The organism is Streptomyces sp. NPDC006265 (assembly GCF_040613555.1).
GTDB lineage: Bacteria > Actinomycetota > Actinomycetes > Streptomycetales > Streptomycetaceae > Streptomyces.
Map to the genome: position 1 here is coordinate 1 of NZ_JBEXSH010000144.1, position 13,779 is coordinate 13,779.

Annotated in this window: 10 protein-coding genes and 3 pseudogenes; 6 read left to right on the top strand and 7 right to left on the bottom strand. The window is 70.2% G+C overall.

The window, feature by feature from the left end:
• The coding region (locus tag ABZ281_RS14630) for an ATP-binding SpoIIE family protein phosphatase (protein WP_356655461.1) at positions 1-1,135 on the top strand (1,135 nt) is incomplete at its 5' end.
• A 67-nt stretch (positions 1,136-1,202) separates the two neighbouring features.
• On the opposite strand, the gene ABZ281_RS14635 is transcribed toward ABZ281_RS14630, so the two are convergent.
• The 3 genes from ABZ281_RS14635 to ABZ281_RS14645 all read right to left on the bottom strand — a co-directional run bounded on the left by ABZ281_RS14635 (position 1,203) and on the right by ABZ281_RS14645 (position 4,682).
• Entirely contained in the window at positions 1,203-2,261 is a 1,059-nt protein-coding gene (locus tag ABZ281_RS14635) for an AI-2E family transporter (RefSeq protein ID WP_356655463.1), read from the bottom strand.
• 98 nt (positions 2,262-2,359) lie between these two features.
• Positions 2,360-3,337 (bottom strand): pirin family protein, encoded by a 978-nt coding sequence (locus tag ABZ281_RS14640; RefSeq protein WP_356655465.1) that lies wholly within the window; start codon positions 3,335-3,337, stop codon positions 2,360-2,362.
• Positions 3,338-3,518: 181 nt separating this feature from the next.
• Positions 3,519-4,682: an MFS transporter gene (locus ABZ281_RS14645; protein WP_356655467.1), complete on the bottom strand. Its 1,164-nt coding sequence runs from the start codon at positions 4,680-4,682 to the stop codon at positions 3,519-3,521.
• Here ABZ281_RS14645 and ABZ281_RS14650 point away from each other — a divergent pair.
• On the top strand, positions 4,657-5,238 hold the full coding sequence (locus tag ABZ281_RS14650) for a TetR/AcrR family transcriptional regulator C-terminal domain-containing protein (protein ID WP_356655469.1): 582 nt from the start codon (positions 4,657-4,659) through the stop codon (positions 5,236-5,238). The two genes, ABZ281_RS14645 and ABZ281_RS14650, sit on opposite strands and share 26 nt — an antisense overlap.
• A gap of 14 nt (positions 5,239-5,252) precedes the next feature.
• On the opposite strand, the gene ABZ281_RS14655 is transcribed toward ABZ281_RS14650, so the two are convergent.
• Positions 5,253-5,720, bottom strand: a complete 468-nt coding sequence (locus ABZ281_RS14655) for an SseB family protein (protein WP_298571740.1) — start codon at positions 5,718-5,720, stop codon at positions 5,253-5,255.
• A gap of 121 nt (positions 5,721-5,841) precedes the next feature.
• Between ABZ281_RS14655 and ABZ281_RS14660 the strand changes: the two genes are divergently transcribed.
• Both ABZ281_RS14660 and ABZ281_RS14665 read left to right on the top strand, forming a co-directional pair.
• Entirely contained in the window at positions 5,842-6,648 is an 807-nt protein-coding gene (locus ABZ281_RS14660; protein WP_356655471.1) for an intradiol ring-cleavage dioxygenase, read from the top strand.
• Between the two features lie 134 nt (positions 6,649-6,782).
• Positions 6,783-8,609: an acyl-CoA dehydrogenase gene (locus ABZ281_RS14665; RefSeq protein WP_356655473.1), complete on the top strand. Its 1,827-nt coding sequence runs from the start codon at positions 6,783-6,785 to the stop codon at positions 8,607-8,609.
• A gap of 119 nt (positions 8,610-8,728) precedes the next feature.
• On the opposite strand, the pseudogene ABZ281_RS14670 reads toward ABZ281_RS14665, so the two are convergent.
• Positions 8,729-9,931 (bottom strand): annotated as a pseudogene (locus ABZ281_RS14670) (transposase).
• 140 nt (positions 9,932-10,071) lie between these two features.
• On the opposite strand from ABZ281_RS14670, the gene ABZ281_RS14675 reads away from it, so the two are divergent.
• Positions 10,072-11,394 (top strand): M18 family aminopeptidase, encoded by a 1,323-nt coding sequence (locus tag ABZ281_RS14675; RefSeq protein ID WP_356655475.1) that lies wholly within the window; start codon positions 10,072-10,074, stop codon positions 11,392-11,394.
• A gap of 88 nt (positions 11,395-11,482) precedes the next feature.
• Positions 11,483-11,737 carry a DUF6458 family protein gene (locus ABZ281_RS14680; RefSeq protein ID WP_356655477.1) on the top strand — a complete coding sequence of 85 codons (255 nt, stop codon included), beginning with the start codon at positions 11,483-11,485 and terminating at the stop codon, positions 11,735-11,737.
• Between the two features lie 12 nt (positions 11,738-11,749).
• On the opposite strand, the pseudogene ABZ281_RS14685 reads toward ABZ281_RS14680, so the two are convergent.
• Both ABZ281_RS14685 and ABZ281_RS14690 read right to left on the bottom strand, forming a co-directional pair.
• Positions 11,750-12,667 (bottom strand): annotated as a pseudogene (locus tag ABZ281_RS14685) (thioredoxin-like domain-containing protein).
• 268 nt (positions 12,668-12,935) lie between these two features.
• Positions 12,936-13,538: pseudogene (locus tag ABZ281_RS14690) on the bottom strand (polyprenyl synthetase family protein); the annotation flags it as partial.
• Between the last annotated feature and the right edge of the window lie 241 nt (positions 13,539-13,779).

Consider the following 13,779-nt stretch of genomic DNA (forward strand, 5'->3'; position numbering starts at 1 on the left):
CCGTTACGTCCCGACGGGCGGCGGGCTCCAGGTCGGCGGCGACTGGTACGACGTGATTCCGCTGCCCAGCGGGCGGTTCGCGCTGGTCATCGGTGACGTCCAGGGCCATGACGTACGGGCGGCGGGGCTGATGGGCCAGCTGCGGATCGCGCTGCGGGCCTACGCCTCGGAGGGCCACCGGCCGGACGCGGTGCTGTCGCGCGCCTCCCGTTTCCTGCACGGCATCGGCGACGAGGACCCCGCCGACGCGCGCTTCGCGACCTGCGTGTACGTCGAGGTCGACCCGGCGACGGGGGTGCTGGACGTCGCCCGTGCCGGTCATCCGGACCCGGCGATCCGGATGGCCGACGGCACGGTGCTGACCCGGCCGACGTCGGGTGGTCTGCCGCTGGGCATCGACCCGGACGCCGACTACCCCACGACCCGGCTCGCGCTGGAGCCCGGCGAGACGATGCTGATCTGCACGGACGGGCTGCTCGAGACCGGCGGCCACGACCTGGACACCGGCTGGCGGCGGCTGCGCGTGATCCTGGAGGACCACAAGGGCGATCTGGAGGAGCTCGCCGACACCCTGGTGCAGGCCGTGCACGGACCGTCCTCGCACCACACCACCGGCCCGCTGGCGGACCGCCGTGAGGACGACATCGCGATGCTGCTGCTGAGCCGTGAGGGCGGGGGCTGCGGCTGCGGTGACGCGATGACCGTACGGCCTCCGGTGCGGCGCTCGGTGCTGACCGTCGCGCAGGCCGAGCCCGAGCGGGTCGCGGTCGCCCGGCAGCAGCTGCGCGAGCTGCTGCACGACTGGGACTCGCCCGACCAGCTCGACTCGGCGGTGCTGCTGCTGTCCGAGCTGCTGACGAACGTCCTCGTGCACACCGACCACGACGCGCTGCTGGTCGCCGAGATCACGGGCGAGGTGGGCGGGCGGCGGCTGCGGATCGAGGTCACGGACGCCGGCGACGACCTGCCGCACCGGCGCAGCCCCGGGGAGTTGGCGTCCTCCGGCCGCGGCCTGGTGCTGATCGAACTACTCGCGCACGCTTGGGGCGTCGACCCGCGCGGCGAGGGCAAGAGCATCTGGTTCGAACTCTACGAGTCCGTGAACGGCTCCGGCGACGGCTCCTGGTCGCCGTAGCGGTCACGCCTCCCACGAGGGCGACCTGGGCGGCAGCAGCCCCTCGCCGCCGTGACGGTCGCCCCTCCTACGACGCCGACTGCTCCTCGTCGCCGTAGCGGGTGCGCAGTTCCTGGACGACGCCGAAGGCCGCCGCGGTGAGGGGGACCGCGAGCAGCATGCCGAGCACTCCGGCGACGGAGGCCCCGGCCGTGATCGTCACCATCACCACCGCCGGGTGCATCTGCACGGTCCGGCTCTGGATCATCGGCTGGAGCACGTGCCCTTCCAGCACCTGCACCGCGAGGACGACGCCGAGCGCCCACAGCGCGATGACGAACCCCCGGTCGGCGAGGGCGACCAGGACGGCCAGGGCGCCCGAGATGAAGGCACCGAGGTAGGGGATGTACGCCCCTACGAAGACCAGCGCGCCCAGACCGGCCGCGCCGGGCACGTCGAGGACGAGCAGGCCCACAGTGATGAGCAGCGCGTCGATGAGCGCGATGAGGGTCGTCCCCCGCATGAATCCCTCGACGGCCCTCAGCGCCCGCCGCGCCATGGCCTCCAGGGTGTCGGCCGCCCCCCGGGGCGACAGCGAGCGCAGCATCCCCGCGGCCTTGTCGGAGTCGCGCAGGAAGAAGAAGACGAGCAACAGCGCGAGGACGGCCATGGCGACGAACTCGCCGACCACGCTCACGCCGCTGATCACGCCGGAAGCGGCCGTACCGCCGAACTTGCCCAGCAGTTCCCGGGCGTTGGAGGCGAGGTCGTCCAGTGAGGTGCCGGCCGCGCCGAAGTGGTCGGAGACGCCGCGGGCGGCCTGCTTGAGCGAGGCGACAATCTCGTCACCGGTGTCGATGAGCGCGGCGACCACGATGTACACGGCCCCGCCGACCACGGCGACCACCGCGACGCAGGTGAGTCCGGCCGCGACCGACCGGTGCACCCCGGCCTTCACGAGCCGCCGGTGCAGCGGCCCGAGCAGCGCCGTCCCGAGCAGCGCGAGCAGTACGGGCACGACGGCGGTCCGGAACTCCACGACCAGCCGGATGCCGACGTAGACGACCCCGGCGAGGAGCAGCAGGACGGCACACCAGGCGGCGAAACGCCGGACGGGGACGGGGAGGAGCGGGGTGGGGGCCTGCACATCCCCACCCGACCACGCCCCGGACGGGCCGTCCCGTCAGGGAGGCCCGCCAGGGAGGCCCGCCAGGGTGACGGGGCGTCAACCGCCCCGGTGGCGCGTCAGTCCTGCGGACCGCTCGCGGTCATTCCGTGCACCGCCGGGACCGTGCCCAGGCGGCCCTTCTGGAAGTCCTCGAAGGCCTGCATGAGTTCGTCCTTGGTGTTCATGACGAACGGGCCGTAGTGGGCCATGGGCTCACGGATGGGCTGTCCGCCGAGCAGGACGACCTCGAGGTCCGGGGTGTGGGAGTCCTGCTTCTCGTCCGCGCGGACGGTCAGCGAGGAACCCGCGCCGAAGACGGCCGTCTGGCCCATGTGGACCGGGCGGCGGTCGGGTCCGACGCTGCCGCGGCCGGCCAGGACGTACGCGAGTCCGTTGAAGTCCTCGCGCCACGGCAGCGTGAGCTCCGCACCCGGGGCGACGGTCGCGTGGACCATCGTGATCGGGGTGTGCGTGATGCCGGGGCCCGCGTGTCCGTCCAGTTCACCGGCGATGACCCGCAGCAGCGTGCCGCCGTCGGGGGTGCTGAGCAGCTGTACCGAGCCGCCGCGGATGTCCTGGTAGCGCGGGGCCATCATCTTGTCCTTGGCCGGGAGGTTCACCCACAGCTGGAGGCCGTGGAAGAGCCCGCCGGAGACGACGAGATGCTCGGGTGGGGCCTCGATGTGCAGCAGGCCCGAGCCCGCGGTCATCCACTGGGTGTCCCCGTTGGTGATGGTGCCGCCGCCGCCGTTGGAGTCCTGGTGGTCGAAGATCCCGTCGATGATGTAGGTGACGGTCTCGAAGCCGCGGTGCGGATGCCACGGGGTCCCTTTCGGCTCCCCAGGCTGATACTCCACCTCGCCCATCTGGTCCATCATGATGAACGGGTCGAGATGGCGGTAGTTGATCCCCGCGAACGCCCGGCGCACCGGGAAACCCTCGCCCTCGAAACCGCTCGGAGCGGTCGTGACGGCCAGCACGGGACGTGCCACGGCGTCGGCAGGCGCGGTCACGCGGGGCAGCGTCAACGGGTTCTCGACGGTCACTGCAGGCATGTCGGTTCCTCCTCGTGTACGCCCAGTTTAGTTGAGCGTTGAACTTTCTGCCACCCTCAACAGAGAAAACCGGGAGGGCATTCCCCACCCCGGGGGACGGCGCAGCGAACCACGGCAGACCGGCATGGCGGAAGGCCGTCACTCCGCAGCGGAGTGGCGGCCCTCGGGCGTCCGGGGCAGGTCAGGCGACCAGCTCGCGCTCCTCGCTCTCCGCCCCGGCGGGCCCGGCCGTGCGGTCCCGCATCACCAGCGTGGCCACGACCGCCGCGGCCAGGACACCGAGCGCGCCGATCGTGAAGGTCGTCGACATCGAAGCGGCGAAGGCCCCCCGGGCCGCCCCCACCAGCCCGGTGTCACCGCCGGCGACGGCCAGCGCCCCGCCGATGGACTCGCGGGCCTGCTCGGGGGCGCCGGCCGGCATCTCGTCCGCGTAGCCGGCGGTGAGCAGGGAGCCGAGGATCGCGATGCCGAGGGCGGTGCCGGACTGCTGGATCGTGTCGTTGAGGGCCGAGCCGACGCCCGCCTTGTCCTCCGGGATGGCGCCCATCAGCGCGGCCACCGCGGCCGGCATGGCCAGACCGGCCCCCAGCGCCACGGCCGGGACCGTGAACCCGCTGTCGGCGGTGAGCGTGGTCAGCAGCCCGAAGGACGCGGCCATCAGCAGCATCCCGCCGAGGATGACGAACCGGTTGCCGAACTTCACGGCGAGCTGCGCCCCGGCCGTGTTGCCGGCCAGCGCGGCGACGGCCAGCGGCAGGAAGGCCAGGCCCGCCTTGACGGCGGTCCAGCCGAGCACGAACTGGAGGTACTGGGTCAGCACCAGCAGCAGGCCGGCGTTGCCGATCTGGACGAGCGCCAGGGAGAGCGAACCCCCGCTGAAGTTGCGGTGCTTGAAGAGGACCAGCGGGACCATCGGCGCGGGGGTCGCGTTCTGCCAGGTCACGAAGCCGGCCAGGGCGAGCACCGCGACGGCCAGGACGACGAGGGAACGGCCCTCGAACGCGCCGTGCCGCGGAATCTCGATGATCCACCACATCAAGGCCGTCATGCCCACCGCCGACAGCACCGCGCCCAGCGGGTCCGGCCTCTGCCACGGCGCCTTCGACTCCGGCATCAGCAACACACCGGCCAGCAGCGCGAGAGCGACGATCGGGACGTTGATCAGGAAGATGGCCTGCCAGGCGAAGTGGTCGATCAGCACGCCGCCGAGCACCGGGCTGCCGACCAGCCCCAGCATCGACACCGAGCCCCACACGGCCATCGCCTTGGGCCGCTCGTCCTCGTCGAAGACGGTGATCAGGATCGACAGGGTCGAGGGCATGATCAGCGCCCCGCCCACGCCCATCGCGATCCGCTCTCCCTGGCGCGTCGCCACGAAGGACGAGCTGATGGAGCTCGCGGTGGACGAGGTCGCCGCCGAGATCCACGTCCCGCCGGCCGGCGGCCCCGTCTGGCGCGCGGCCGTCACCGAGGCGGCCGGGTCCTTCCGTATGACCGCTCTACGGCACCCCTGGCTGACGCTGGTCCTGGGGCAGGCCGGGCTCGCCTACCTCGGGCCGAACTACATGACCTTCTCGGAGCGGCTGGCGGTCCTGTTCACCGCCGCGGGATTCCCGGAGCCGAGCCGGGCGATCGACGCCGTCTTCTCGTACGTCATCGGCATGAGCACGACCGAGGCCGCGTGGCTCACCACGGTCGCCCGCTCCGGCGAGAGCGAGGCGGAATTCGTGGCCCGGCTGCTGCCCGCGGCCCAGCAGGCCTCGGCCGGCTACGACCACCTGGCGGCCGCCGGGCCCGAGACCTCCGCGCAGGCCTCCGACCCCGCGAAGCTGCGCGACGACAAGTTCACCTACGGCCTGGACGTCGTCCTGGACGGCCTGGCGCTACGCCTGCCGCGATAGGGAGGTCGGGCGCTTCAGCCGCCATACATCCGGCGCATCGCGAACTCGACCATCTGCTCCACGGCCTTCGCGTCGAACACCATGCGGTGCTCGCCCTCCATGTCGAGGACGAAGCCGTAGCCGGTCGGCAGCAGGTCCAGCACCTCGGCGCCGGTGATCACGAAGTACTTGGACTCCTTGCCCGCGTACCGGCGCAGCTCCTTGAGCGTGCTGAACATCGGGATCACCGGCTGCTGGGTGTTGTGCAGGGCCAGGAAGCCGGGGTTGTCACCGCGCGGGCAGTAGACCTTCGACGTCGCGAAGACCTGCTGGAAGTCCTCGGCGGCCATCTGCCCGGTGGTGAAGGCGCGCACCGCGTCCGTGAGGGAGGGCGGGGACGGCTCGGGGTACAGCGGCTGCTGCTGCCCGTACCCGCCGGACATCGGCTGCTGCGGAGGGGCGTACTGCCCTTGCGGGCCCGCTGTCTGGTCGTAGCCGTACATGAGCGCAAGCGTACCGAGCGCGGACGGGCCGGCGGGCCGGTACGCCGGTCCCGGCAGACCGACAGCGAGTCGACAGCGTCCGCTTGTGGATCGTGGGGGCCGCGGCTCGTAGCGTCGTGTCATGAACGGACGCCACGACGAGGGCCTGCCCGAGCACGGCGGAGGCCTCTCCCACGACCTCCCCGCCCTCGCCCGCCGGCGGATGATCCGGCTGATGGCGGGGGCGAGCCTGGTCCCGCTGCTGGGCTGCACCCCGGAGGGGAAGACCTCGGCGGCCCCCTCCCCCTCGTCCGCGGCGTGCGCGGAGATCCCCGAGGAGACGGCCGGCCCCTACCCCGGCGACGGTTCCAACGGCGTGAACGTCCTGAAGGAGAGCGGGGTCGTCCGCAGCGACATCACCCGCAGCTTCGGCGACTCCGCGGGCGGCACGGCCGACGGTGTCCCCCTGACGATCACGCTCACCGTGGTGGACGCGGCCTCCGGCTGCGGGACGCCGAAGCGGAGCGCCGCCGTCTACCTCTGGCACTGCGACCGGGAGGGCGCCTACTCCCTCTACTCCGAGGGCGTCACCGACGAGAACTACCTGCGGGGCGTGCAGGAGACGGACGAGAACGGCCGGGTCACCTTCCGAAGCGTCTTTCCGGGCTGCTACCCGGGCCGCTGGCCGCACGTCCACTTCGAGGTCTACGGCAGCCTGGCCGACGCCACCGCGGCCACGTCGATCACGAACACCTCGCAGCTCGCCTTCCCCAAGGACGTCTGCGACACCGTCTACGCCACGGACGGTTACCGCGCGAGCGTGCGGAACCTGAGCAGCCTCTCCCTGGAGGAGGACGGGATCTTCAGCGACGGCCACGACCGGCAGCTGGCGGCGATGACGGGGAGTACGGGTGACGGCTACACCGCGGCACTGACCGTTCCGGTGTGACCTGTCACAGATGACGGATCGGGGTTGCTTCTTATTACCGACGGGTAGCATCATCGTAGCTACTTGTTGGTACGTGAACTAGCGCGAGGATCCAGTGCCTCGCCGATCTCTCTACGGAGCCGGGAGCCGTCGCCATGGGGCACTACAAGTCGAATCTCCGCGACATCGAGTTCAACCTCTTCGAGGTACTCGGACGCGACAAGGTGTACGGCACCGGTCCGTTCGAGGAGATGGACGTCGATACCGCGAAGAGCATCCTGGAGGAGATGACGCGCCTCTCGGAGAACGAGCTGGCGGAGTCCTTCATCGACGCCGACCGCAACCCACCGGTCTTCGACCCGGAGACCAACACCGCGCCGGTCCCCGCGACCTTCAAGAAGAGCTACCAGGCCTTCATGGACTCCGAGTACTGGCGCCTGGGCCTCCCCGAGGAGATCGGCGGCACCACCTCCCCCCGCTCCCTGATCTGGGCCTACGCCGAGCTGATCCTGGGCGCCAACCCGGCCGTGTGGATGTACTCCTCGGGCCCGGCGTTCGCCGGCATCCTCTTCGAGGAGGGCAACGAGGTCCAGAAGCACATAGCCACGTTCGCCACGGAGAAGCAGTGGGGCTCCACGATGGTGCTCACCGAGCCCGACGCGGGCTCCGACGTGGGCGCCGGCCGCACCAAGGCCGTGCAGCAGGAGGACGGCTCCTGGCACATCGAGGGCGTGAAGCGCTTCATCACGTCCGGTGAGCACGACATGTCGGAGAACATCCTCCACTACGTGCTGGCCCGCCCCGAGGGCGCCGGCCCCGGCACCAAGGGCCTCTCCCTCTTCCTCGTCCCGAAGTACCTCTTCGACTTCGAGACCGGCGAGCTGGGCGAGCGCAACGGCGTCTACGCCACGAACGTCGAGCACAAGATGGGCCTGAAGGCCTCCAACACCTGCGAGATGACCTTCGGCGACCAGCACCCCGCCAAGGGCTGGCTGATCGGCGACAAGCACGACGGCATCCGCCAGATGTTCCGCATCATCGAGTTCGCCCGCATGATGGTCGGCACGAAGGCCATCTCCACGCTCTCCACGGGCTACCTGAACGCGCTGGAGTACGCCAAGGAGCGCGTCCAGGGCCCCGACCTGGCGAACTTCATGGACAAGACCGCGCCCAAGGTCACCGTCACCCACCACCCCGACGTGCGACGCTCGCTCATGACGCAGAAGGCGTACGCGGAGGGCATGCGCGCTCTGGTGCTCTACACGGCCTCCGTCCAGGACGAGATCCAGATCAAGGAGGCCGCGGGCGAGGACGTCTCCGCCCTGGAGGCCCTGAACGACCTGCTCCTGCCCATCGTCAAGGGCTACGGCTCCGAGAAGGGCTACGAGCAGCTCGCCCAGTCGCTCCAGACCTTCGGCGGCTCCGGCTTCCTGCAGGAGTACCCGATCGAGCAGTACATCCGGGACTCCAAGATCGACACCCTCTACGAGGGCACCACGGCGATCCAGGGCCAGGACTTCTTCTTCCGCAAGATCGTCCGCAACCAGGGCGCCGCGCTGAACTCCCTCGCCGAGGACATCAAGAAGTTCCTGGCGCTCGGTGAGGGCGGCGAGGAGCTCGGCGCGGCCCGCGAGCACCTCGCCAAGGCCGCGGTCGAGCTGGAGGCCATCGTCGGCCTGATGCTCACCGACCTCGCCGCCACCGAGCAGGACGTCAAGAACATCTACAAGGTGGGCCTCAACACCACCCGCCTGCTGATGGCCTCCGGTGACGTCGTCGTCGGCTATCTGCTGCTCAAGGGCGCCTCCATCGCCGCCGAGAAGCTCGAGACGGCCTCCGCCAAGGACAAGGCCTTCTACACCGGCAAGATCGCCGCCGCGAAGTTCTTCGCCGCCAACGTCCTGCCGGGCGTCACCCTGGCCCGCAAGGTCGCCGAGGGCGTCGAGCTGGACCTGATGGAGCTGGACGAGGCCGCGTTCTAGATCATCACGTCCTCACTCGAGGCCCGCTTCCGCCAGACCGGGAGCGGGCCTCGTCGTCCGTCGGGGGTGGTGTGTGTCGTTAAGGTGAACCCTTGACTTTGCCCTCTCTTGGAGGGTCCTCACGGCTCGCGCTGTGAGGGTTTCTGCTTCATCGCCGACTGCCCGCCCGGAGTACTCCGTTGAGGTCCTACACCGGCTCCACAGACTGTCACCGCCGGCCCGGCGGCCAGAAGGGTCTTCGCCGCGTTCACGTTCCGGTCATGGGTCGTGCCACAGCTGTCGCACATCCAGGTGCGCACATGCAGCGGCATGCTCTGGGCGAGCGTGCCGCAGGCGGAGCACAACCTGGAGGAGGGGAGGAAGCGGTCCATCGCGATCACTTCCCGCCCGTACCAGGCGGCCTTGTCCTCCAGAAGGCTCCGGAACTCTGCCCAGGCGGCATCCGAGACGGCGCGGGCCGGATTCCGGTTCTTGACCATGGTGCGCACGGTCAGCTCCTCGATCACGAGCGTTTGGTTCTCACGAACGAGTCGGGTGGTCAGCTTGTGCAGGTGGTCACGGCGCCGGTCGGCGATCCGTGCGTGGACCTTCGCGACTTTCCTGCGGACCGTGGCCTGGTGGTTCGACCCCTTGGCCTTGCGCGACAGTTCCCGCTGAGCCCTGGCCAGGCGGACGCGGTCACGGCGCTCGTGCCGGGGGTTTGTGATCTTCTCGCCGGTGGACAGGGTCAGCAGATGGTCCAGGCCGACCCCCACACCGACGGCTTGACTCGTTGCGGAAAGCGGCACAACGGACGGGTCCTCCACCAGCAGCGAGACAAACCAGCGTCCGGCCGCATCCTGGGAGACGGTCACGGTGGATGGCCTCGCGTCCGCGGGCAGCGGCCGGGACCAGACGATGTCCAGCGCTTCCGTCATCTTCGCCAGGGTCAGCTTCCCGTCTCGGAAGCGGAATCCGGACGTGGTGTACTCGTCGGACTTGCGGGACTTCTTCCGCGACTTGAAGCGCGGGTACTTCGCTCGCTTGGCGAAGAAGTTCGTGAACGCCGCTTGAAGGTGCCGCAGGCACTACTGCAACGGCACCGACGAAACGTGACTCAGGAAGGCCAGTTCCTCGGTCTTCTTCCACGCAGTCAGCATGGCCGAGGTCTGGTTGTAGTTGACCCGCTCCTGCCGCGCCCACGCCTCGGTTCGGGCCGCGAGCGCCATGTTGTGGACCTTGCGCACACACCCGAACGTGCGCGACAGCTCGGCTGTCTGCGCTTCGGTCGGATAGAAGCGGTACTTGAACGCCCGCTTCACACACACTGTGGACACGCTCACAAACTGGCATGCCTACACGTAAGACCACCTGCGGTTTGGAACACTTCCGCCTCGGCGACACATCACAGCTCCCTGCCCTGCTCCGCAGGAGCCCGATTCCTCCCCCGCCTGAAGGCGGGGATCTCCTCGGAGGCATCTGAATGACTGAACGAGCCCGCTTCGACCGCGGCCACACCGACGACCTCATGACCTTCCTGGCGGCGAGCCCCACGCCGTACCACGCGGTGGCCACAGCCGCCGAGCGACTGGAGAAGGCCGGCTTCAAGCAGGTCGCCGAGACGGACGCGTGGGACACGGTGACATCAGCGGCTTCCGCCGCGGGGAGCGGCGGCAAGTACGTGCTGCGCGGCGGCGCGATCGTCGCCTGGTACGTACCGGAGGGCGCCGCACCGCACACGCCGTTCCGGATCGTCGGCGCCCACACCGACTCCCCCAACCTGCGCGTCAAGCCGCTCCCCGACACCGGGGCGCACGGCTGGCGCCAGGTGGCCGTGGAGATCTACGGCGGACCGCTGCTCAACTCCTGGCTGGACCGCGATCTCGGCCTCGCGGGCCGGCTGACCCTGCGCGACGGCTCGACGCACCTGGTCAACGTGGACCGGCCGCTGCTGCGCGTCCCGCAGCTCGCCATCCACCTCGACCGCTCGGTCACCGCCGACGGCCTCAAGCTCGACAAGCAGCGGCACATGCAGCCGGTCTGGGGCCTCGGCCGCGACGTCCGCGACGGCGACCTGATCGCCTTCCTGGAGGAGACGGCCGGCATCCCCGCGGGCGAGGTCACCGGCTGGGACCTGATGACCCACTCGGTGGAGGCCCCCGCGTACCTGGGCCGCGACCGCGAGCTGCTGGCCGGACCGCGCATGGACAACCTGCTGTCGGTGCACGCCGGCACCGCGGCCCTCGCGGCCGTCGCCTCGTCGTCCTCGCAGCCGGCCTCCATCCCGGTCCTGGCCGCCTTCGACCACGAGGAGAACGGCTCCCAGTCGGACACCGGCGCGGACGGACCGCTCCTCGGCACCGTGCTGGAACGCTCCGTCTACGCCCGCGGCGGCTCCTACGAGGACCGGGCCCGCGCCTTCGCCGGCACGGTCTGCCTGTCCTCCGACACGGGCCACGCGGTCCACCCCAACTACGCGGAGCGGCACGACCCGACGCACCACCCGCGCGTCAACGGCGGCCCGATCCTCAAGGTCAACGTCAACAACCGCTACGCCACGGACGGTTCGGGCCGGGCGGAGTTCACGGCGGCCTGCGAGGCGGCCGACGTGCCCTTCCAGTCGTTCGTCTCCAACAACTCCATGCCCTGCGGCACCACGATCGGCCCGATCACCGCCGCGCGGCACGGCATCAAGACAGTCGACATCGGCGTGGCCATCCTGTCGATGCACAGCGTGCGCGAACTGTGCGGCGCCGACGACCCCTTCCTCCTCGCGGGCGCGCTGACCGCGTTCCTGGAGAGGTAGAACAGGCCGTCACCGCATGGGTGTTCCCCTCGGGGGTACCCGGTGTTCCGGGACCGGAACGACCGGACCGTACAGGGAGGCGACACACATGGGCCTCGGCGGATGCATCATCCTCATCGCCGTGGGAGCCATCCTCACGTTCGCGACCGACTGGGACATGCAGGGGGTCAACCTCGACCTCGTCGGCATCATCCTGATGATCGTCGGACTGATCGGCGTCACCACGTTCAGCAGCATCGCCAGGCGCCGGCGCTTGGTGGTGCCCCCGACGACGCCCGGTGTCGTCGAGGACCCGGCGGTCCACCACCGCCGCGACGGCTACAGCGACGGATACGGGGTTTGACGCCCGAGGTTCTCAGGCGTCCATCCCCGCCAGCACCAGCGGACGCCGGTCCGTCCCCGCTTCGGTGAGACGGACGGGCACGCCCCAGTCCTGCTGGTGGACATGGCAGGCCGGGTACTCGTTGTCCGGGTCGTCGTCGCGGGAGGCTGCCATCGCGGACACATGCAGCACACCCTCCGGTACGGCAGGGTCGAGTTCGAGGGCGCGGGACAGGTCCGTCCCCGCGCCCTCGCCGCTGCGCAGCAGCTCCGGCGGGGTGGACGAGACGAGGAGACGGGTCGAAGAGCCGTACCGGGTGTCCAGCTTCTGACCTGCCGGGGCCTGGAAGAGCACGTTCAACTCGAGCCGTCCGGGGGGCGACTTCCGTCGCCTCCCGCAGCGTGCGGTGGGCCACGTCCGGGACCTTCACCGCCTCCTCCGGCAGCCGCAGCCGCGTCAGACGGTGGCGGGCCGACTCCACGCTCGGCCTCCAGCTCCCCGACCAGCCGCTCGATGGCGTGCCCATGGCCCTCACCGGCGTGCTGCGCGACGACGTAGCCCTCGGGGTCGATCACGACCGGGGTCGGCCAGGCCCGCACGGCGTACTGCTTCCAGGTGGCCAGCTCCGGGTCGTCCAGCACCGGTGCTCCACGCCGTACCGTTCGACGGCGTCGACGACCGCTCGGTGCTCGGCCTCGTGCACGAACTTCGGCGAATGCACCCCGATGACGACGACCGTGTCCGGGTGTTTCCCTCCAGAACGCGGAGTTCGTCGAGGACGTGCAGGCAATTGATGCGACAGAAGGTCCAGAAATCCAGGATGACGATGCGTCCTCGCAGGTCGGCGAGAGTGTACTGGTGACCGCCCGTGATCAGCCAGCCGCCCTTGCCGCGGAGTTCGGGGGCGCGTATGCGAGGGCTGCAGGGCGCGGGCCTTCCCTGGTTGCTCATGGGTCCAGGATGCCTGGGAATGCCGAAATGATTCGAACGGATATTTCAGACATAGAACACATGAACCATTGGTTTTTGCATATCTGCACTAAATAGATGATCTTGCTGCAAGGTGTGTCAAAATCGAGCGTCGATCGGCACGAGGCGGGGGAGCCACCATGTCAGCACAGGCCCCGACGTTCGGTGAGGAACTTCGCCGGCGAAGGAACGAATCCGGGAAATCGCTGACCGATATGGAACGGCTCGTCCATGCGACGAGGTCGCACCCCATCTCGGTGCGCATGGCCCGCCACTCCTCGAACAATCCCGGGCCGTGCGGCGAGGCGAGCGCCGTCTCCGTCAGCAGGTCGTCCGCCCACGCCAGCGCCAGATCACCCGCGAGCACGGCCGCCGACGTCCCGAACGACTCGGCGGACCCGCCGGTGCGGCCGGCCCGGTGCCCGTGGGCGAAGTCCACGTGCATCGCGGGGGCGCCCCGGCGCAGCGGTGACCCGTCCATCACGTCGTCGTGGATGAGGGCGCAGGCCTGGAGCAGTTCGAGGGCGGCCCCGGTGCGCAGGACCGCGCTCGCGTCGCCCGAGCCGCCCGCGGCCCGCCAGCCGCACCACACGAACGCCGTACGCAGCCGCTTGCCCCCCCGCCGGACGTACGCGGCGAGGCGGTCGGCCACGTCGCGGGCGAACACCGCGTCGGTGTCGCGGGCCTGCCGCAGTCGCGCCTCGAGGGCCCGCTCCAGGGCGACCTCCATGGCGCGGATGGCGCCGGTGGCCCCGGGAGCGGTGAGCGGGGCGTGGTTCGCCTCCGCCGGTCCGGCCACCGTCGGCCGCGGTCCAAGCATGCGCAACCCCTTCTCGCTTCCGGTCATCCGCACATCAGTGCTTCCGCGGACAGCGGTGTTTCGGATGCGCCGGGTGCCGGGCTCTCAGCCGTGAACCGGGCTTTCGGTCGCGAACCGGGCTTTCGGTCGTGAACCGGGCTTTCGGTCGTGAACCGGGCTTTCGGTCGCGAACCGGGCTTTCGGTCGTGAACCGGGCGCTACAGCCGCGGTCCGGGCTCTCCGTCGCGGGCCCTGGCCTGCCGGAAGCGGGCCAGACCCTCGCCGAGGTCGAGGA

Coding starts and splice junctions, on each gene's coding strand:
- ABZ281_RS14660 (WP_356655471.1), top strand. CDS start 5,842: ATGAACGGACGCCACGACGAGGGCCTGCCCGAGCACGGCGGAGGCCTC.
- ABZ281_RS14645 (WP_356655467.1), bottom strand. CDS start 4,682: ATGGGCGTGGGCGGGGCGCTGATCATGCCCTCGACCCTGTCGATCCTG.
- ABZ281_RS14675 (WP_356655475.1), top strand. CDS start 10,072: ATGACTGAACGAGCCCGCTTCGACCGCGGCCACACCGACGACCTCATG.
- ABZ281_RS14655 (WP_298571740.1), bottom strand. CDS start 5,720: ATGTACGGCTACGACCAGACAGCGGGCCCGCAAGGGCAGTACGCCCCT.
- ABZ281_RS14665 (WP_356655473.1), top strand. CDS start 6,783: ATGGGGCACTACAAGTCGAATCTCCGCGACATCGAGTTCAACCTCTTC.
- ABZ281_RS14650 (WP_356655469.1), top strand. CDS start 4,657: ATGATCAGCGCCCCGCCCACGCCCATCGCGATCCGCTCTCCCTGGCGC.
- ABZ281_RS14680 (WP_356655477.1), top strand. CDS start 11,483: ATGGGCCTCGGCGGATGCATCATCCTCATCGCCGTGGGAGCCATCCTC.
- ABZ281_RS14640 (WP_356655465.1), bottom strand. CDS start 3,337: ATGCCTGCAGTGACCGTCGAGAACCCGTTGACGCTGCCCCGCGTGACC.